The organism is Sphingomonas abaci, assembly GCF_014199625.1.
GTDB classification, from domain to species: domain Bacteria; phylum Pseudomonadota; class Alphaproteobacteria; order Sphingomonadales; family Sphingomonadaceae; genus Sphingomonas; species Sphingomonas abaci.
Window position 1 is genome coordinate 151,797 of the sequence record NZ_JACHNY010000002.1, and the last position, 18,435, is coordinate 170,231.

Consider the following 18,435-nt stretch of genomic DNA (forward strand, 5'->3'; position numbering starts at 1 on the left):
ATCGTGGCGAACCGGAATGGACGTGGCATGGGCGCTCCGTCACGCGACCACGGGGCTTTCATGACGCGATCATCCCGATCGCTGAGGGATCGGATATGACCGCCACTACCGCAAAGCCGACCGGGCCGATCCCCGCTGCGTTCGTCGGCCAGACGCCCGAACTCCACATTGCCGGTCGGCGCGCGGCGGATTGGGCGGCGGCGGGCACGCCGGTCTTCGTCTATGATCCCGCGATCGTCGCCGGCCGGGTCGCGCGGTTTCGGACGGCGTTTCCGGACATCGACCTTCATTATGCGATCAAGGCCAATCCGCTGCCCGACTGGCTGGCGGCGATCGCGCCGATGATGGACGGGTTGGACGTCGCCTCCGCCGGGGAGCTCGCCTGCGCTTTGGCGGTCAAGCCGGCCGCCGCGATCAGCTTCGCCGGCCCCGGCAAGCGCGACGACGAGCTCCTGGTGGCGATCGTGGGCGGCGTGACGCTGAATCTGGAGTCGGAGGGCGAGGCCGATCGCGCACTCGCCATCGCCGACACACAGGGGGTGCGCCCGCGCCTGGCGGTGCGGGTCAATCCCGATATCGAGCTGCGCGGATCGGGGATGCGGATGGGCGGTCGTCCGTCCCCCTTCGGCATCGATGCGGCGCGGGTGCCGGCGCTGGTGCGGCGGCTGGTCGCGGCGGGGGCGGACTGGCGCGGCTTCCACGTCTATGCGGGCAGCCAAGCCCTGTCGGCGGAGGCGGTGGCGGAGACGCAGGGCGCGACCGTGGCGCTCGCCGCGCGGCTGGCGGAGGCCGCTGGGGCCGCGCCGCCGCTGGTCAATCTGGGCGGCGGCTTTGGTGTGCCCTATTTCGCCGGGGACGCGCCGCTCGACATCGACGCGGTCGGTGCGCGGCTGGCAGACGCGCTGGCGGCGCGGCCGGCGATCCTGGCCGACAGCCGATTCGCGATCGAACTCGGTCGCTGGCTGGTCGCCGAGGCGGGTGTCTATCTGGCGCGGGTCGTCGACCGTAAGGAAAGCGGTGGCGAGACCTTCCTCATCGTCGACGGCGGCCTCCACCACCAGCTCGCCGCCTCGGGCAATTTCGGCACGGTCGTCCGCCGCAACTATCCGCTGGCGGTCGCCGACCGGGTTGGCGCGGCGGCGGAGGAAGTGGTCAGCGTCGTTGGCCCGCTCTGCACGCCGCTCGACCGACTGGGCGACCGGGTGACGCTGCCCCGCGCCGAGATCGGCGACCTGGTCGCGATCTTCCTCGCCGGGGCTTATGGCGCAACCGCCAGCCCGGCGGCGTTCCTCGGTCATCCGCCGGCCCGCGAAGTCGTGGCGCGCTGAAAAGGACCGGATCGAGCATGAACCCGCTTGCGTCGACCATCATATCGCGCTGAGATGCTGCCAAGACCCCGCAGCGGGGCGATGTTCAACATAGGGGGGATGCCAGATGATCCGTATTGCCGTCGCCAGTGCTATGGCCGGCCTGTGCTTCGCCACGCCCGTGCTGGCGCAGAGCGCGCCGGCTGGGGGCGGGTTGCTCGACAAGGCCGTGAACCAGCCGGGCACGAGCTGGAACTTCTATGGCGAGAAGTACAAGGCCAAGGCGACTCAGGCCCCCGGCATCCCGGGCGACGAGGCCGTGCATGTCGCGGTCGCGGCGAAGGGCGCGAACCCCTGGGACATCGGGGCGACCAGCGCGACGGTGAAGCCGGTCCAGGCGAACGACACGATGCTGCTCGCCGTCTATCTTCGGGCGCCCGATGCCGCCGAGGGGCAGACGATCGACCTGCCGATCGGTATCGGCGAGGCCGCCGCGCCCTACGGCGTCTTGGCGCAGGACGTGGCGAAGGTCGGACCGAGCTGGAAGCTCTATTATGCTGCCGGCCGCGCGGGCAGGGCCTATGCGCCGGGCGCGATCCGCGCCACCGTGCAACTGGCCGGCGCGAAGCAGGTGGTGGAGCTCGGCCCCGTCTTCCTCCTCGACATGGGCGCGGCCCAGGATCCGGCCAAGCTGCCGCACAACTGACAAGCGGGTGGCGTCCCCCTCGCGCTTCGCCTAGTCTCGGCCGCAGGTACGAAGGCGAGGGTGATGGACGATCAGCATTGGGGCCTGACGGCGCGGCCGTTCCAACTCACGCCCGACGCGCGTTTCTGGTTCGAGACCGCGACGCATCGCAAGGCGATGGCCTATCTGGGTTATGGTCTGGCGCAGGGCGAGGGGTTCATCGTCGTGACCGGTGAGGTGGGCGCGGGCAAGACCACGCTGATCGGGCATCTGCTCGGCACGATCGACGAATCGCGGCTCAATCCCATCCACATCGTCTCCACCGCCGTCGCACCCGAGGACCTGCTGCGCACCGTCGCGCTCCACCTCGATGCCGATCCGGTCGGCCTGACCAAGGCGGAGCTGCTGGCGGTGATCGAGCGCGGGCTGCATGCGGTGGCGCGCAGCGGCCGGCGGACCCTGCTGGTCGTCGACGAGGCGCAGGCGCTGCCGATCGAAACGCTGGAGGAGCTGCGCATGCTCTCCAACTTCCAGGCGGGCGGCTATGCGCTGCTCCAAATCCTGCTGCTCGGTCAGCCCGAGTTCCGCGACCGGCTGAACGAGGGCGCCGGGCTGGAGCAACTACGCCAGCGGATCATCGCCAGCCATCATCTGGAGCCGATGGCCCCGCACGAGGTGGCCAGCTATATCGCCCACCGGCTGACCGTGGTCGGGTGGACGGGTCGGCCCGATTTCTCCGAGGACAGTTTCGACGCGCTGCACGCGGCGTCCGACGGCATCCCGCGCCGGCTGAACCAGATCGCGTCGCGGGTGATGCTCCATGCCGCGCTGACCGGCGAGGAGGTGATCGACGCCCATATCGTCGAGACGGTGCTTGCCGACTTGGCGGAGGATCTGCCGGGCGTGGTCCGCTCCGCCATCGCGCGCGTCGGGCAGGCCGCGCCGACCGACCCCACCGCGCGCCTCGCCGCGCTGGAGGCGCGGGTCGAGGAGCAGGAGACGGTGCTGCGCCGGGTGCTGACCATGTTGATCGATTGGGTGGAATCCGATCCGCCCCGCGCGGCCGCACCGGGCGGGACACGCGGCTGGCGCGCCTCCAACGACGCGGCCTGACCGGTCGGTCGAAGTCCGGTGGAGCGTCGGCCCTGACCATGATAACGGCGGCCGGGCATGACCGATCCGACGCTTTGCCCTGTCCCGTTCCGCTCCACCCCTGAGCCGCGATCGCAGCGGGAGCGGCGCTGATGGGCGGCATCGCGGGTCTGTTCCATCCCGCCACGCCCAAGCCGGTCGATCCCGCCCGATTGCGCCGGATGCTTGCCACCCAGGCGCATCGCGGGCCGGGCGGCGAGGGGGTGTGGACCGCACCGGGCGTGGCGCTCGGCAGCAACCGGCCAGCGGGCGTCGCGGCCTTGCGCACCGAGGCGTCGCTGACCGTCGTCCATGACGGCGCGATCCTGAATGCCGCGGCGCTCAGACGCGCCCTGGAGGCGGACGGGGTCGGGTTCGAGAGCGAGGACGATGCCGAACTGCTGCTCGCGGGCTGGCGACGCTGGGGTCCGGCGCTGCCGGAGCATATCGATGGCGAGGTGGCGCTGGCGCTGTACGACGCAGGGCGCGGGCTGCTGTTCCTGTCGCGCGACCGGATCGGCGCGAAGCCGCTCCACCTCGCCGAGCTGTCCGACGGCTCGATCGCCTTCGCCTCCGAGCTGAAGGGCTTGTTGGCGCATCCACTGCTCCGTCGCATGCCGGACATCACCGCGGTCGAGGATTATCTGGCCTATGGCTATGTGCCGGACGACGCCTGCCTGGTGGCGGGCGTGGCCAAGCTGCCGGCCGCGCACCGGCTGACGATCGCGCGCGGGCGGCCGATCGTCGGGCCGGAACGCTGGTGGCGCTGGGAGGGCGGCGCGCGGCTCAAGGGCCCGGCGGCGGAGGTGGCGGGGCAGTGGGGCGACCTGCTGCGGCGCGCGGTGCGCAGCCGGATGATCGGCGCGGACGGCGCGCTGCTGTCCGGCGACGCCGACAGCGCGGCGGTGGTCGCGCTGATGGCGGAGGCCAGTCCGCGGGCGATCCGGACGCTCGGGCTCGGACCGGCGGCGGCGCCGATCGCGCGCCGCTTCGCCACCGACCACAGCGATGCGCCGCGCTTCGACCCGGGGCCCGACGATGCCGAGCTGCTGGCGGTGCTGTTCGACGAACCCTTCGCCGATCCGCGCGCCGTCGCCGATTTCGCCGGCGCCGATGCGGCGCGCGACACGATGGCGGTCGCCCTGCTCGGCACGGGCGGGGCGCTGACGATGGCGGAGGGCGAGCGCCATCGCCGGCTGGTGCGCGGTGAGCGGCTGCGCGCGCTGCTGCATATCCGCGTCCGCCAGCCGCTGTTCACCCGGCTGGGCGCGATCTGGCCCGATGCGGGCGGCCGGTCGCGGCTGGAGGCGCTGGCGCTGGAAGGGGCGGAGGCTTATGCCCGGCATCTGGCGATCACCCCGCGTCTCTGGCGCGAACGGCTGTTCACCCCGGCGGCCCGCCAGGCGCTGAACGGCCACCGGGCCGAGCAACGCTATGTCGATGCGATGGCGGCCGCCCCCGCCAGCCATCCGCTCGACCGCGCGCTTCATGCCGACCTCGCCATCGCGCTGCCCGCCCAGTGGCTGACGCGCGCCGACCGCAGCGCGATGGCGGCGGGGCTGGAGGCGCGGCTGCCGCTGCTCGATCATCGCCTGCTGCAATGTTCGGCGCGGCTGCCGCTGGCGTTGCGGCGCGGTGGCGCGGCCGGGAGCGATGTCATGGGCCGCGCGCTCGCATCCTATCTGCCGGCCGAGGCGTTGCGGCGGCCGGCGGATGATGGCTGGCGCGCGCCGGCCGGTGACCTGGCGGCGGCGCTGGGCGGCGCGACGCTGCTGGCCGAGACGGGTTGGTTCGACCCGGTCGCGCTCACCATGATGGTGGAGGCGCATCGCGGCGGTGCGGCCGATCATGGCGCGACCCTGTGGCAGCTCTTGGTGCTGGAACAGGCGCTGCGCCGGCTGTTCCCATGACGGCATCCGCTTGTGTCGCCCCCGCCGCTCGCATAGGACGGCGGGCAATGGCGGCCAGACCCTTTTCAATCCTGGCTTTTCCGAACTGCGAGATCCGGTAGCCCGATGACCAAGGCCCCTTCCGACCTGCGGGTCACCGCCGTGCTGGTCAATTACCGCACACCCGACCTGACGCTGGAGTGCCTGCGCGCCCTGTCGCGCGAACGCGGCGCCCTGGGCGCGCTCGATGCGATCGTGGTCGATGGCGGCTCGGGCGACGGCTCGGCCGAGGTGCTGGCCGGCGCGCTGTCCGCCCCCGCCTTCGCCAATTGGGTGACGCTCCTGCCGATGGCGTTCAACGGCGGCTTCGGCTGGGCGAACAACCAGGCGATCCGCCATGCGCTCGCCCGGCCGGATGCCCCCGACTTCCTCTATATCGTCAATCCGGACGCGGTGCCGGAGCCGGGCGCGCTGGTCCGGCTGGTGCAGGCGCTGGTCGATGCGCCGGCGGCGGCCGCCGCCGGCAGCCTGCTGGTCGACGAGGAGGGCCGGGCGCTCGGCTCGGCCTTCCGCTTCCCGACCGTGAAGGGCGAGTTCCTGCGCGGAGCGGGGACGCCCGCGCTCGGCCGCCTGTTGCGCGCGCCGATCCCGCTGGTCACGTCGCCCGACGACCGGCCGGTCGAGGCCGATTGGGTGACGGGGGCGAGCGTGTTGATGCGGGCCGAGGCGCTCCGTGCGGTCGGCCTGTTCGACGAAGGGTTCTTCCTCTATTTCGAGGAGGTGGAGCTGATGCATCGCTTCCACCGCGCCGGCTGGCGCGCGTTGCACGTGCCGGCCAGCCGCGTCGTCCATGCCGGCGGCGCATCGACCGGGGTCAAGAACGGCGCCAGCGCCCAACGCGCTCTGCCCGACTACTGGTTCCGTTCGCGCCGCCGCTTCTTCGCGCGCGCCTACGGCCCGACCGCCGCACGGGCGTCCGGACTGGCCTGGATCGCCGGCAAGGCGATTTGGGATTTCCGCTGCCGGATCGGGCTGGGCCGTGCCCATGCGCATGCGCCGGGCGAACGGGAAGCCCTGATCCGCAACGGCCTGTCCGCCGCCGACAGCGATCGACGCTCGGCGGTGGCCGCGTGGGACAGCGCGCCCGGCCGCCTGCCCGCCTGGAAGGAATGGGAATGACCCGCCCGTCCACCGCGCGCTCCGGCGCGCCTTCGATCGCGATCGTCGCAATCGGCCGCAACGAGGGCGAGCGGCTGAAGGCCTGTCTCCGCTCGCTGCCCGCGGATGCGCATCGCATTTATGTCGATTCCGGTTCGACCGATGGCAGCGTCGCCTTTGCCGAAGGGCAGGGCGTCACCGTGGTGACCCTGCCGCCGATGACGCGCTTCACCGCCGCGCTGGCGCGCAATGCCGGGCTGGCCGAGGCGGGCGAGCCGGAGTTCGTGCAGTTCCTGGACGGCGACTGCGCGCTCGATCCCGACTGGCTGGACCAGGCGGTGGCGGCGCTGCGGGCCGACCCGCGACTGGCGGTGGTGTTCGGTCGGCGGCGCGAACGTCATCCGGAGCGCAGCGTCTACAACCGTATGTGCGACGACGAGTGGAACGTGCCGGTCGGCGAGGCGGCGGCCTGTGGCGGCGACGCGCTGTTCCGTCGCGAAGCCATCGCCGGGGTCGGCGGCTACAATCCCGATCTGATCGCCGGCGAGGAGCCGGACCTGTGCCTCCGAATGCGGCAACAGGGATGGCGGGTACGGCGCATCGATGCGGAGATGACGCTGCACGACGCGGCGATGACCCATATCCGCCAATGGTGGCGACGCAGCGAGCGATCCGGCCATGCCTTTGCCGAACATGTCCAGCGGCATGGACCTACGTCGGATCCGGTCTGGCGCCAGCAGGTGCGCAGCATCCTGGCCTGGGGCGTGGCATTGCCGCTGGTGGTCGTGGCGGCGGGACTGGCGATCGGCTGGTGGGCGGCGGGGCTGGTGGCGCTGCTCTACCCGCTCCAGGTGCTGCGCATCGCGCGCCGGATGCAGCGCGGCCGTGGCTATGGGCTTGGCTTCGCGCTGCGCTATGCGCATTTCCTGGTGCTCGGCAAGTTCGCTCAGGCCAAGGGTGTGCTCGGCTATCATCTCAAGCGGCTGACCGGTCGGCAGAGCACACTGATCGAATATAAGGGTGCGGAGCCGGTGGCATGAGCTTGGCCGCGCTGCGCCGCCAGATCGCGGCCGACTGGCGCGCGCATGGGCGCGACTGGACGCGACCGGGATTTCGCACGATCGCGGTCTATCGCTTCGGCGTCTGGCGGATGGGGGTGGGGGCCAGGTTGCTGCGCCTGCCGCTCTCGATGCTCTACAATGCGGCCTTCCGCTATTGCCGCAACATCTACGGCATCGAACTTCCCTATACCGCGACGGTCGGGCAGGGCGTGGTGATCGAGCATCAGGGCGGCATCGTCATCCATGGTTCGACCGTGATCGGCGACCGCTGCATCATTCGCCAGAACTGCACCTTGGGCGTCCGCACGCTCGAGCGGTTGAGCGACGCGCCGATCCTGGGCGACGACGTCCATCTTGGCGCGGGCGCGGTGATATTGGGCCGGGTGCGGATCGGCGCGGGGGCGGCTATCGGCGCTAACGCCGTGGTGCTGAAGGACGTGCCGCCCGGCGCGCTGGCGATCGGCGTGCCGGCGGAGATCCGGCTGCGGGGTTAGGTCCCTTGCAACCAGACGCGTCCGATGCTCCTCAGTCCAGCCGCTCCGCGTGCCAGCGGAGATGGTCGGCCATGAAGCTGCTGATGAAGTAATAGCTGTGGTCGTAGCCGGGTTGCAAGCGCAGCGTCAGGTCAATTCCGGCGTCCGCGCAGGCCTTGGCCAGCCGCTCGGGCTGCAATTGTTCGACCAGGAACTGGTCCGCCGCGCCTTGGTCGACCAACAGCGCCGGGACGCGCGCGCCATCCTCGATCAGCGCCACCGCGTCGTGCCGGCGCCAGGCCGCTGCGTCGTCGCCCAGATAACCGCCCAAGGCCTTCCGACCCCAGGGCACCTGCGATGGCGCGACGATCGGGGCGAAGGCGCTGACCGCGCGGAAGCGATCGGGATGCCGCAGTCCGATGGTCAGCGCGCCGTGGCCGCCCATCGAATGACCCATGATCCCCTGACGGGCCATGTCGACCGGGAAGCGGTCGGCGACCAGCGCCGGCAGTTCCTCGGTCACATAGGTCCACATCCGGTAATGCTGGTCGAACGGGGCGCGCGTCGCGTCGACATAGAAGCCTGCGCCCAGGCCGAAATCATAGGACCCCTCCGGATCGTCGGGCACGCCGTCGCCGCGCGGACTGGTGTCCGGCGCAACCAGCATCAGGCCCAGCTCGGTGCAGGCGCGGCGATACTCGCCCTTGTCGGTGACGTTGGCATGGGTGCAGGTCAGCCCGGACAGATACCAGACGACCGGCAGCTTCGCGCCAGGCTCATGCGGCGGCACAAAGACCGAGAAGGTCATGTCGGTGCCGGTCGCCGTTGAGGCGTGGCTGTACACGCCCTGCGTGCCGCCAAAGGCGCGATTGGTGGAGAGCGTGTCCATGCCGGGTTCCTGTCCTATCCGGGGCCGGGTCAGGCCTGCTTGGGCAGGCGATGGCCGCCGCACAGCTTGTTGCCGTCCGGGTCGCGCAGATAGGCGAGGTAGAGCGCACCGAAAGGCGACGGGCGGACGCCCGGCGGGTTTTCGATCGCGGTGCCGCCATGGGCGACGCCGGCTTCATGCCAGGCATCGACCTGCTCGGGTCCGGTCAGGCCGAATCCGATCGTTCCGCCATTGGCGCCGCACGCCGCCTCGCCGTCGATCGGCGTCGTCACCATGAACATCGCGCCGTTGTGGCGATAGGCCAGCCGGCCCCGGTCGTCGACCATCGCCGGTCCCGCGCCCATCGCCGCGAACAGCGCGTCGTAGAAGACCTTGGACCGGGCGATATCGTTCGATCCGACCATCACATGCGAGAACATCGTCTTTTCCTCCCCTTGTCGTTCAATAGACCACGACGCTGCGGATGCTCTCGCCCGCATGCATCAGGTCGAACCCCTTGTTGATGTCCTCCAGCGACAGGACATGGGTGATCATCGGGTCGATCTCGATCTTGCCGTTCATGTACCAGTCGACGATCTTGGGCACGTCGGTGCGACCCTTGGCCCCCCCGAACGCAGTGCCGCGCCAGTTGCGCCCCGTGACGAGCTGGAAGGGGCGGGTGCTGATCTCCTTGCCCGCCTCGGCCACGCCGATGATGATGCTGGTGCCCCAGCCACGATGGCATGCCTCCAGCGCCTGGCGCATGACGTCGGTGTTGCCGGTGCAGTCGAACGTATAGTCCGCGCCGCCATCGGTCAGCGCAACCAGGTGCTGAACCAGGTCGCCGGACACGTCCCTGGGGTTGACGAAATGGGTCATGCCGAAGCGGCGGCCCCATTCCTCGCGGTCCGGATTGATGTCGACGCCGACGATCATGCCCGCGCCGGCCAGCCGCGCGCCCTGCAGCACGTTGAGGCCGATCCCGCCCAGGCCGAAGACGATGATCGTGTCGCCGACCGCGACCTTGGCGGTGTTGACCACCGCGCCGACGCCCGTGGTGACCCCGCAGCCGACATAGCAGCTGGTCTGGAACGGCGCGTCCTCGCGGATCTTGGCGACCGCGATTTCGGGCAGCACCGTGAAGTTGGAGAAGGTCGAGCAGCCCATATAGTGGAAGATCGGCTGGCCCTTGTAGCTGAAGCGGGTGGTGCCGTCGGGCATCAGCCCCTTGCCCTGGGTGGCGCGGATCGCCGTGCACAGATTGGTCTTGCCCGACAGGCACGACTTACACTGGCGGCATTCGGGCGTGTACAGCGGGATGACATGGTCGCCCGGCGCCACGCTGGTCACGCCGGGTCCGACCTCGCGGACGATGCCGGCGCCCTCATGCCCCAGCACCGAGGGGAACAGCCCCTCCGAGTCCAGCCCGTCGAGCGTATAGGCGTCGGTATGGCAGATGCCGGTCGCCATGATCTCGACCAGCACCTCGCCGGCCCTGGGCCCTTCGAGGTCGAGCTCGACGATCTCGAGCGGTTGCTTGGCGGCGAATGCCACCGCGGCGCGGGTTCTCATACGGGCCTCTCAAGGATTGGGGGCGGGGTCGTGCGGCCCTGTCTAGCGAGGGGGGCTGGCATTTCAACGCCCGCGCGCGGCATCATGCGGCATGAGCCTGCACTATCGCCATCATGATTCGCCGATCGGGCGGCTGACGCTGGTCGCGAGCGACGCGGGGCTGGTGGCGATCCTGTGGCCCGAGGAGCGGCCGGACCGGGTGCGGCTGGGCGAGGTGGCGGCGGCGGCGTCGCACCCGCATCTCGATCGTGCGGCGGCCGAGCTGTCCGCCTATTTCGCCGGGCAGTTGCGGGCGTTCACCGTGCCGCTCGACCCGCGCGGCACCGCATTCCAGCGCGCGGTGTGGCAGGCTCTGGCGACCATCCCCTATGGCGAGACCCGCAGCTATGCCGCGATCGCCAGGCAGATCGGCCGGCCGGCCGCGACCCGCGCGGTGGGGGCGGCGAATGGCCGCAATCCGCTGTCGATCGTCGCACCCTGCCACCGGGTGATCGGCAGCAACGGGGCGCTGACGGGCTTCGCCGGCGGCCTGTCGATCAAGACCTTCCTGCTCGACCATGAGCGGCGCCACGCGGGCTGACGCTCGGGTCAGCTTCGCAGGAGGGCAGCGCCGAGCGCCAGCATCCCCGCCATCGCCACCAGCAGGCAGGCAAGCGCGATCCGGATGATCCAGCGGACGAGGGGACGGTTCTCCATCCCACCGTCCTACACGGGTGGTTGCGGCAGGGACATAGCGAAGGGCAGCGGCCCACGCCGCCGGGCGAGATTGCCTAACCTGCCCAAGGGACCAGGAACGGCGTCGCAGCTGTTCGCATTTCCCTTGCATCATAAGGAGATGGATCATGGCGCAGAAAGGTGCGGGCGGAAATCCCGGCGCGATCACAACCAAGGGCGGCGACGGTGCGCGTGGCAGCCTGGGCACGGGGCGCGGCGGCGGCACGGGCACAGGCGCGAAGAAGACCGCGACCGGCAAGTCCCCCGACAAGACCGACCATTCCGGCGGCGGCGACCAGGAATAGAGAACCGGCGGCGGCCGCCGTGCCATGCGTCCGGCAAGGGGGCGTTGACGACGACGCGGAATTGGGTTGAGGCGGTCCGCTCCGGCCCATCCGTCCCGTCGAAGAGAAACGCATGAGCGACCCCGTTTCCATCCCGCTGCACGTTCTCGCCGTATCCTGTCCCGACCAGCCGGGCATCGTGGCCCGAGTGACCGGCCTGTTGTTCGAGGCGGGTGCGAACATCCGCGAGGCTGCGCAGTTCGAGGATGCGGAGACAGAGCGCTTCTTCATGCGCGTGGTCTTCACCCTGGCCACCAGCCCCGCCGCCGCGCTGCCCGAACAATTCGCCGCGCTGGCCGATGCGTGCGGCATGACCTGGTCGATCCGCCTCGCGGAGTCGCGGCGCAAGGTGCTGCTCCTGGTATCGAGATTCGACCACTGCCTCGCCGACCTGCTCTATCGCTGGCGGATCGGCGAGTTGCCGATGGCGGTGGTGGGGATCGTGTCCAACCATCCCCGCGCGACCTTCGACGGGCTGGACCTGGGCGGCGTGCCCTTCCACCATCTGCCCGTCACCCCGCTGACCAGGGCGGCGCAAGAGGCGCGGATCAAGGCCGTGGTGACGGAGACGGGGGCGGAGCTGGTCGTGCTTGCCCGTTACATGCAAATCCTGTCGGACGACCTGACCGCCTTCCTGTCGGGGCGGTGCATCAACATCCACCACAGCTTCCTGCCTGGTTTCAAGGGCGCCAAGCCGTACCATCAGGCCCATGCGCGCGGCGTGAAGATGATCGGCGCGACCGCGCATTACGTCACCGCCGACCTGGATGAGGGGCCGATCATCGCCCAAGACGTGGAGCCTGTCACCCACGCGGATTCGCCCGAGACGCTGGTGCGCAAGGGCCGGGACATCGAGCGGCGCGTGCTGGCGCGCGCCGTGCGCCAGCATCTGGCGGACCGCGTGCTGCTGAACGGGGAGAAGACGGTCGTCTTCACCGACTGATGCGATAGAAGTTGATTTGCATTTGCAACAACGATAGTCGGCCGCCCTTCGCATCGGGGGGCAGGGGACATGGCGGCACGGGATCGGCGAACGGGCCGCATGGGGCGCTGCCTGGCGGCGATGCTGGCCGGCCTGGCAGCGCCGGCGACGGCCGCGACGCCGGATACGCCGCCCGCCGAGGGCGACGAGATCGTCGTGACCGGACGCGACGCCAATGCCAGCATCATCGGCAGCGACGTATCGCTGCTCCGCTATCCGCAATCGGTGCGCGTGCTGGACCGCGTCGCGCTGGACACCGTAAACGCAAATCGGCTGGGCGACGTACTCGACATGGCCGGGGGCGTGTCGCGGCAGAACGACTTTGGCGGCTTGTGGGACAAGTTCGCGATCCGCGGCTTCGCTGGCGACGAGAATGCCGGACCGGACATCCAGATCAACCGGTTCAGCAGCAATTACGGCTTCAACGCGCCCTATGACCTGGCGACGATTGAACGGGTCGAGGTTCTGAAGGGCGCGACGGCGGCCCTGTCCGGCCGGGGCGAGCCGGGCGGCGCGATCAACCTGGTCACCAAGGCGCCGCTCGACACCGCATCCTTCCGCGCCGATGCCAGCTATGGCAGCTGGAGCTTTCGGCGGCTGACGGCGGACGCGACCGGGCCGGTCGCCAGGGGCCTGAGCCTGCGCCTGATCGGCGTGGTGGAGGATCGCGACAGTTTCCGCGACCATGTCGGCGGATCGCGCCGACTGATCGCCCCGTCGATCGCTTGGGCGCCGCTGTCGACGCTGCGCCTGCTCTACCAGGCGGAATATATGCGCAACGCCACGGTGCTGGACCGCGGCGTGGTCGGCGTGGACGGCGATGCGCGAGCGATGGACCGCCGCACCTTCCTGGGCGAGCCGGGCGACGGCCGCATCCGCCAGACCAGCTTCTGGCAACAGGCGAGCCTGTTCGCCGATCTGGGCGGCGGGATCGGCCTGGAACTGGGCGGCAGCCAGCGCGACGGATCGTTGCGTGGATTCGGCACCATGGTCGATTTCGGCGCGCGCGGGCTGCAGAAGGATGGCCGCACCGCTGGGCGCGATCGCCGCTACCATGATTTCCGCTGGAATGATCTGTCGCTTCGCGGAGAATTGACTGCCAGTGTGGCCTGGCTGGGTCTCGACCATGATCTGCGCCTCGGCGTCGATCGGGTTCGCCACGGCCAGACCTTCATCCTCGACCGAGCGCGGGGCTCCGCCGGTAGGCCGCTCCTGCCCATCGACCTGTTCGATCCCGTCTATGCCAGCCAGCCTTTGCCGGTGCCGCCGCGCTTTGCTGACCGGCGCGCCAATTTCCGTAGCGACAGCCTCTACGCGCAGGACGTGATCCGGTGGAACGCCGTGACGCTGCTGGTCGGCGCGCGGCTGAACCGCTTCGACGAACGCGTAATCAACCGCCGCGCCAACAACCGGTTGCTGGAGACGGTCGACAAGGGGCTGACGCCGCGCCTGGCCCTGAGCTGGCAGGCCGCGCGCGGCTGGTCGCTCTATACCAGCTACGGCCAGTCGCTCCGCCTCAATCCGTCCGACGGCACATCCACCTTCGATGCCGAGCGCAGCCGCTCGTTCGAGGTCGGGACCAAGTTCGGCCTGCTGGACGGCCGGCTGACCGGGCAGGCGGCGCTGTTTGACATGGTCAAGCGCAACGTGCTCAACCCCAACGCCACCGATCCCTTCGTCAAGACCCAGATCGGCCGCCAGCGGTCGCGCGGGGCGGAGTTGGACGCGACGTTGCGCATCCGCCGCGGCCTGTTCGCCAGCGCCACCTATACCTATGTCGACGCGACGGTGGTGAAGGATGTCGACCCGACGCTGATCGGACGGCCGCTCAGCAACGTGCCGCGTCATCAGGCGAACCTGGTTGTGCAGAAGCGGTTCGGTCGCGCGCAGCTTGGCGGCGGCGTCACCTATGTCGGCCATCGGGCGGGCGATCCCTATGGCAGCAGCTATCGCCTGCCTGCCTATACGATCGCGCGCGTCGACCTGGGCTATGCACTGACCGATCATCTGAGCGTCCGGGTCGACGTCGATAATCTGTTCGATACCTACTATATCGCCAGCTCCTATGCGTCGGTGTGGACGATGCCGGGCGCGCCGCGATCGGGCCGGATCACCGCCGCGCTGCGCTTCTGACGCGGATCAGCCCACCAGCGGCAGCGTGATCGTGACGCGCAGGCCCGGCGCGGCATCGCCGAGCGCCAGCGTGCCGCGATGCAGCCGCGCGATCGCCTCGACCAGCGGCAGGCCCAGGCCATGGCCGCGCCGCCCACGGCTGGCATCGAGCCGGCCGAAGCGGCGCAGCGCCAGCGGCCGGTCAGCGGCGGCGATGCCCGGCCCGGTATCGGTCACCTCCAGCCGGGCGAGCGTGTCGCGTCCGGCGGCCAGGCGGATGACGCAGCCGGCGGGCGTGTGCCGCCGGGCGTTCTCGACCAGGTTGATGATCGCCTGTGTCAGCAACTGCCGGTCGCCACTGATCGGCACCGGTCCCCGCGCCTCGACGAGCAGCCGGTGCCCGCTATCCTCGGCCGCCGGGATCATCATCAGCCCCACCGCCTCGGCCAATTCGGCCAGGTCGAGCGGAGCGAAGCCCGCCCGCCGCGCGCCGCCCTCCACCTCGGTGATGCGCAGGATCGCGGCGAACAGCGCGAGCAGCGAGTCGCTGTCGTGGATCGCGGCTTCCAGCCCGGCGCGCATCCCCGCATCATCGGCGTCGGCCGCGAGCAGTGCCAGCCGTCCGCGCAGCCGGGAAAGGGGGGTGCGCAGATCGTGCGCGATATCCGCCGACACCTCCGACAAGCCGCGCATCAGCTCGCCGATCCGGTCGAGCATCTGGTTGAGCGTCGCCGCCTGCGCATCGAACACGCCGCCATCCCCGGCCAGCGGCAGGCGGCGGCGCAGGTCGCCATCGATGATCGCCGCCGCCGCGCTGCGCGTCGCCGCGATGCGCCGTGCGACGATCCAGCCGAACGCCGCCATGCCTGCCGCCACCACCAGCACGATCGATCCGAACCCGAACAGGTAGATGTGCCGGCGCGGACCCCGGAAATGATCGAACGGCTCTGTCTCCGCCACCGCGACCAGCGATCCGCCGCCGGGCAGGTGGCGGACAAGCGCACGGCCGGCGGTCAGGCCGACGATGCCGTCGCGTCGGTGCAGGGTCGACAGCCCCTCGGCCGGAATTGATGGGATGGCGAGATTGCCGGCCAGTCGCTGGCCCGACCGGTCGAGCAGCAACAGGCCGATATCGCCGGTGTCGCGTCGCCGGTTGAGCAGCGCGATCCGCCTGGCCATGAGGGCCGCGTCGGCGCGGCCGTCGTCATCGGTCACCGCATCGGCCGCCGCCTCGATCCGGCGGTCCACCAGCCCCGCGATCGTCGCGCGCGTGGCCGAATGGATGGCGAAGCCGGTTCCCGTCACCGCCACCAGGAATACGGCGAGGAAGATCAGCGTCAGCCCCCGCAGCGACGGCGGCAGGCGAGGAGTTCGCCTCATCCGCCCTTCAGCATGTAGCCGACGCCGCGCATCGTCACGATCGGGTCGCCGCGGCCATCGGCGGTCAGCTTGATGCGCAGGCGGCGGATATAGACGTCGACCAGATTGGTCTCCGGCTCGAAATCATAGCCCCACACTTTCTCGACCAGCATCGCGCGCGTCATCACCGTGTCGGCGTGGCGGACCAGTTCGAGCAGCAATCGCAATTCGAGCTTGACCAAATCGACCGGCTGACCGGCGCGCCAGGCGCGGAAGCGGCTGGGACTGACGGTGATGTCTCCGGCGGTGAGGGTGTCGTCGCCGCCTTGCGCGAAGGCGCGGCCGCGCAGCAGCGCGTGGAGCCGGGCGTTGAGTTCGGCGGCATCCACCGGCTTGACGACATAATCGTCGGCACCCGCCACCAGCCCGCCGACCTTGTCGTCGCTCTGTCCCCGCGCGCTCAGCATGATGACGGGCAGCGTCGCCCGCGCGGCGCGCAGCCGCTCCAGCACCGAGATGCCGTCGACATGCGGCAGCATCCGGTCGAGGATCATCGCGTCAAACGACTCGCACTCCACTGCGGACAGCGCCGCGCGGCCGTCCGGGGCGATCGTCACCCGGTGGTCGAACCGGCGCAGGCCCGTCGCGGTGGCGGCGGCATATTCGGCATCGTCTTCGACCAGCAGCAGGTTCATCGCATCCGTTCCGGCGGGGTGGTGCTTGCCCTATATCAATCGCGTGGCGAGCGGAACCATCGGCGGCGTCCGTCGGGTCCGATCGGCACGACAATGCGAGACGCGCTTTGGCTTTGGCGAACAAGGGTGCTAACGGCCTGTCGCTTCTCCTCTAGCGATCGATAGACCGTGGCCACCGACCTTCAGCGCATCCGAAATTTCTCGATCATCGCCCATATCGACCATGGCAAGTCGACGCTGGCCGATCGTCTCATCCAGCAGACCGGCGGCCTCTCCGAACGCGAGATGTCCGAACAGGTGCTCGACAACATGGAGATCGAGAAGGAACGCGGCATCACCATCAAGGCGCAGACCGTGCGCCTGGCCTACAAGGCGCAGGACGGCGAGACCTATACGCTGAACCTGATGGACACGCCGGGCCATGTCGACTTCGCCTATGAGGTCAGCCGGTCGCTGGCGGCGTGCGAGGGCGCGTTGCTGGTGGTCGACGCGGCGCAGGGCGTCGAGGCGCAGACGCTGGCGAACGTCTATCAGTCGATCGAACACGACCATGAGATCGTGCCCGTCATCAACAAGATCGACCTGCCCGCCGCCGAACCCGAAAAGGTCCGCGCCGAGATCGAGGACGTGATCGGCATCGACGCCTCGGGCGCGGTGCTCGCCAGCGCCAAGTCGGGCATCGGCATCGCCGACATTCTCGAGGCAATCGTCCAGAAGATCCCCGCGCCCAAGGGCGATGCGGACGCGCCGCTGAAGGCGATGCTGGTCGACAGCTGGTACGACCCTTATCTGGGCGTCGTCATCCTCGTTCGCGTGATGGAGGGGGTGCTGAAGAAGGGCCAGCAGATCAAGTTCATGCAGGCCGGAACCACGCACCTGATCGACCGCGTCGGCTGTTTCCGCCCCAAGATCGAGCAGCTGCCCGACCTGGGGCCGGGCGAGATCGGCTTCATCACCGCGCAGATCAAGGACGTGGCGCAGGCGCGCGTCGGCGACACGCTGACCGACGCCAAGCGCCCCGCGGCCGAGCCGCTGGCGGGCTTCAAGGAAGTCCAGCCGGTCGTGTTCTGCGGCCTGTTCCCCGTCGACGCCAACGACTTCGAGAAGCTGCGCGAGAGCATCTCGAAGCTGCGGCTCAACGACGCGTCGTTCAGCTTCGAGATGGAGACGTCGGCGGCGCTGGGCTTCGGCTTCCGCTGCGGGTTCCTGGGCCTCCTCCACCTGGAGATCATCCAGGAGCGGCTGACCCGCGAATATGATCTCGACCTCATCACCACCGCGCCGTCGGTCGTCTATGAGATCGACCTGACGCATGACGGCGGCACGATCGAACTGCACAACCCCGCCGACATGCCCGATCCCAACAAGATCGCGAGCATCTCCGAGCCGTGGATCGAGGCGACCATCTATGTCCCCGACGAATATCTCGGCAGCATCCTGAAGCTCTGCCAGGACCGGCGCGGCATTCAGAAGAACCTGACTTATGTCGGCGGCCGCGCCCAGGCGACCTATGAACTGCCGCTCAACGAAGTCGTGTTCGATTTCTACGACCGGCTAAAGTCGCTGTCCAAGGGTTATGCCAGCTTCGATTATCACCAGATCGGCTATCGCGAGGGCGACCTGGTGAAGATGAGCATTCTGGTCAACGAGGAACCGGTGGATGCGCTGTCGATGATCGTCCATCGCGGCACCGCCGAGGTGCGCGGGCGCGGCATGTGCGAGCGGCTGAAGGAACTGATCCCGCGCCACCTGTTCAAGATCCCGATCCAGGCGGCGATCGGCGGCAAGGTGATCGCGCGCGAGACGATCAGCGCGATGCGCAAGGACGTGACCGCCAAATGCTATGGCGGCGACGCCAGCCGCAAGCGCAAGCTGCTCGACAAGCAGAAGAAGGGCAAGGCGAAGATGCGCGAGTACGGCAGCGTCAGCATCCCGCAGGAAGCCTTCATCGCGGCGCTGCGCATGGGGGACGAGGGCTGAGTGATCCTCCGTTGAAAGCCGGAAGTCGACGCTAACCAGGCATCCCCTTTAACATCCATCCCGGCGACGGTCGGGATCCAGTCGGGGGACACCGTTTCTCTACAA

Annotated in this window: 17 protein-coding genes; 12 read left to right on the forward strand and 5 right to left on the reverse strand. The window is 69.6% G+C overall.

The genetic code is table 11. The annotated features are described in order from the left end of the window. Window positions 1-95: 95 nt before the first annotated feature. The 7 genes from GGQ96_RS05845 (at window position 96) to GGQ96_RS05875 (ending at window position 7,725) form a co-directional block, all read left to right on the forward strand. A complete protein-coding gene (locus GGQ96_RS05845) occupies window positions 96-1,328 on the forward strand; it encodes a pyridoxal-dependent decarboxylase, exosortase A system-associated (protein ID WP_184112564.1) in 1,233 nt (410 codons plus the stop codon). Between the two features lie 106 nt (window positions 1,329-1,434). Further along, on the forward strand, window positions 1,435-2,013 hold the full coding sequence (locus GGQ96_RS05850; protein ID WP_246360190.1) for a hypothetical protein: 579 nt from the start codon (window positions 1,435-1,437) through the stop codon (window positions 2,011-2,013). A gap of 63 nt (window positions 2,014-2,076) precedes the next feature. Next, window positions 2,077-3,105 carry an ExeA family protein gene (locus GGQ96_RS05855; protein WP_184112566.1) on the forward strand — a complete coding sequence of 343 codons (1,029 nt, stop codon included), beginning with the start codon at window positions 2,077-2,079 and terminating at the stop codon, window positions 3,103-3,105. Window positions 3,106-3,236: 131 nt separating this feature from the next. After that, window positions 3,237-5,033, forward strand: a complete 1,797-nt coding sequence (locus GGQ96_RS05860) for an asparagine synthetase B family protein (protein WP_184112568.1) — start codon at window positions 3,237-3,239, stop codon at window positions 5,031-5,033. Between the two features lie 105 nt (window positions 5,034-5,138). After that, window positions 5,139-6,191, forward strand: a complete 1,053-nt coding sequence (locus GGQ96_RS05865; RefSeq protein WP_184112570.1) for a glycosyltransferase family 2 protein — start codon at window positions 5,139-5,141, stop codon at window positions 6,189-6,191. Then, entirely contained in the window at window positions 6,188-7,210 is a 1,023-nt protein-coding gene (locus GGQ96_RS05870) for a glycosyltransferase family 2 protein (RefSeq protein WP_184112572.1), read from the forward strand. The genes GGQ96_RS05865 and GGQ96_RS05870 overlap by 4 nt, the downstream gene beginning before the upstream one ends. After that, window positions 7,207-7,725 (forward strand): serine O-acetyltransferase, encoded by a 519-nt coding sequence (locus GGQ96_RS05875; RefSeq protein ID WP_184112574.1) that lies wholly within the window; start codon window positions 7,207-7,209, stop codon window positions 7,723-7,725. The genes GGQ96_RS05870 and GGQ96_RS05875 overlap by 4 nt, the downstream gene beginning before the upstream one ends. Window positions 7,726-7,756: 31 nt before the next feature. Here the strand turns inward: GGQ96_RS05875 and fghA are convergent, their stop codons facing one another. From fghA to GGQ96_RS05890, 3 genes are read right to left on the reverse strand one after another with little or no spacing between them, the layout of a single operon-like run. Next, window positions 7,757-8,593 carry an S-formylglutathione hydrolase gene (gene fghA / locus GGQ96_RS05880; protein ID WP_184112576.1) on the reverse strand — a complete coding sequence of 279 codons (837 nt, stop codon included), beginning with the start codon at window positions 8,591-8,593 and terminating at the stop codon, window positions 7,757-7,759. A gap of 29 nt (window positions 8,594-8,622) precedes the next feature. Then, window positions 8,623-9,012: a VOC family protein gene (locus GGQ96_RS05885; RefSeq protein ID WP_184112577.1), complete on the reverse strand. Its 390-nt coding sequence runs from the start codon at window positions 9,010-9,012 to the stop codon at window positions 8,623-8,625. Window positions 9,013-9,034: 22 nt separating this feature from the next. Continuing rightward, on the reverse strand, window positions 9,035-10,144 hold the full coding sequence (locus GGQ96_RS05890; protein WP_184112579.1) for an S-(hydroxymethyl)glutathione dehydrogenase/class III alcohol dehydrogenase: 1,110 nt from the start codon (window positions 10,142-10,144) through the stop codon (window positions 9,035-9,037). A gap of 91 nt (window positions 10,145-10,235) precedes the next feature. Between GGQ96_RS05890 and GGQ96_RS05895 the strand changes: the two genes are divergently transcribed. From GGQ96_RS05895 to GGQ96_RS05910, 4 genes are all read left to right on the forward strand, one after another. Beyond that, entirely contained in the window at window positions 10,236-10,724 is a 489-nt protein-coding gene (locus GGQ96_RS05895) for a methylated-DNA--[protein]-cysteine S-methyltransferase (RefSeq protein ID WP_184112581.1), read from the forward strand. A gap of 262 nt (window positions 10,725-10,986) precedes the next feature. Then, on the forward strand, window positions 10,987-11,163 hold the full coding sequence (locus GGQ96_RS05900) for a hypothetical protein (protein WP_184112583.1): 177 nt from the start codon (window positions 10,987-10,989) through the stop codon (window positions 11,161-11,163). Between the two features lie 112 nt (window positions 11,164-11,275). Beyond that, window positions 11,276-12,145, forward strand: coding sequence for a formyltetrahydrofolate deformylase (gene purU / locus GGQ96_RS05905; RefSeq protein WP_184112584.1), 870 nt, complete (start codon window positions 11,276-11,278; stop codon window positions 12,143-12,145). Window positions 12,146-12,214: 69 nt separating this feature from the next. Then, window positions 12,215-14,317 carry a TonB-dependent siderophore receptor gene (locus GGQ96_RS05910; protein WP_246360192.1) on the forward strand — a complete coding sequence of 701 codons (2,103 nt, stop codon included), beginning with the start codon at window positions 12,215-12,217 and terminating at the stop codon, window positions 14,315-14,317. 6 nt (window positions 14,318-14,323) lie between these two features. On the opposite strand, the gene GGQ96_RS05915 is transcribed toward GGQ96_RS05910, so the two are convergent. Together GGQ96_RS05915 and GGQ96_RS05920 are read right to left on the reverse strand one after the other, a co-directional pair. Further along, window positions 14,324-15,676, reverse strand: coding sequence for a sensor histidine kinase (locus GGQ96_RS05915; RefSeq protein ID WP_184112586.1), 1,353 nt, complete (start codon window positions 15,674-15,676; stop codon window positions 14,324-14,326). Next, on the reverse strand, window positions 15,673-16,350 hold the full coding sequence (locus GGQ96_RS05920) for a response regulator transcription factor (RefSeq protein WP_184112588.1): 678 nt from the start codon (window positions 16,348-16,350) through the stop codon (window positions 15,673-15,675). Before GGQ96_RS05920 ends, GGQ96_RS05915 begins: the two co-directional genes overlap by 4 nt. 168 nt (window positions 16,351-16,518) lie before the next feature. On the opposite strand from GGQ96_RS05920, the gene lepA reads away from it, so the two are divergent. Beyond that, complete coding sequence (lepA, locus tag GGQ96_RS05925) at window positions 16,519-18,330, forward strand: translation elongation factor 4 (protein WP_184112589.1); 1,812 nt, start codon at window positions 16,519-16,521, stop codon at window positions 18,328-18,330. Window positions 18,331-18,435 lie beyond the last annotated feature (105 nt).

What these genes read in the sequence shown, in the direction of transcription:
- GGQ96_RS05845 (WP_184112564.1), top strand. Translation starts at nt 96, where the DNA reads ATGACCGCCACTACCGCAAAGCCGACCGGGCCGATCCCCGCTGCGTTC.
- GGQ96_RS05850 (WP_246360190.1), top strand. Translation starts at nt 1,435, where the DNA reads ATGATCCGTATTGCCGTCGCCAGTGCTATGGCCGGCCTGTGCTTCGCC.
- GGQ96_RS05855 (WP_184112566.1), top strand. Translation starts at nt 2,077, where the DNA reads ATGGACGATCAGCATTGGGGCCTGACGGCGCGGCCGTTCCAACTCACG.
- GGQ96_RS05860 (WP_184112568.1), top strand. Translation starts at nt 3,237, where the DNA reads ATGGGCGGCATCGCGGGTCTGTTCCATCCCGCCACGCCCAAGCCGGTC.
- GGQ96_RS05865 (WP_184112570.1), top strand. Translation starts at nt 5,139, where the DNA reads ATGACCAAGGCCCCTTCCGACCTGCGGGTCACCGCCGTGCTGGTCAAT.
- GGQ96_RS05870 (WP_184112572.1), top strand. Translation starts at nt 6,188, where the DNA reads ATGACCCGCCCGTCCACCGCGCGCTCCGGCGCGCCTTCGATCGCGATC.
- GGQ96_RS05875 (WP_184112574.1), top strand. Translation starts at nt 7,207, where the DNA reads ATGAGCTTGGCCGCGCTGCGCCGCCAGATCGCGGCCGACTGGCGCGCG.
- fghA (WP_184112576.1), bottom strand. Translation starts at nt 8,593, where the DNA reads ATGGACACGCTCTCCACCAATCGCGCCTTTGGCGGCACGCAGGGCGTG.
- GGQ96_RS05885 (WP_184112577.1), bottom strand. Translation starts at nt 9,012, where the DNA reads ATGTTCTCGCATGTGATGGTCGGATCGAACGATATCGCCCGGTCCAAG.
- GGQ96_RS05890 (WP_184112579.1), bottom strand. Translation starts at nt 10,144, where the DNA reads ATGAGAACCCGCGCCGCGGTGGCATTCGCCGCCAAGCAACCGCTCGAG.
- GGQ96_RS05895 (WP_184112581.1), top strand. Translation starts at nt 10,236, where the DNA reads ATGAGCCTGCACTATCGCCATCATGATTCGCCGATCGGGCGGCTGACG.
- GGQ96_RS05900 (WP_184112583.1), top strand. Translation starts at nt 10,987, where the DNA reads ATGGCGCAGAAAGGTGCGGGCGGAAATCCCGGCGCGATCACAACCAAG.
- purU (WP_184112584.1), top strand. Translation starts at nt 11,276, where the DNA reads ATGAGCGACCCCGTTTCCATCCCGCTGCACGTTCTCGCCGTATCCTGT.
- GGQ96_RS05910 (WP_246360192.1), top strand. Translation starts at nt 12,215, where the DNA reads ATGGCGGCACGGGATCGGCGAACGGGCCGCATGGGGCGCTGCCTGGCG.
- GGQ96_RS05915 (WP_184112586.1), bottom strand. Translation starts at nt 15,676, where the DNA reads ATGAGGCGAACTCCTCGCCTGCCGCCGTCGCTGCGGGGGCTGACGCTG.
- GGQ96_RS05920 (WP_184112588.1), bottom strand. Translation starts at nt 16,350, where the DNA reads ATGAACCTGCTGCTGGTCGAAGACGATGCCGAATATGCCGCCGCCACC.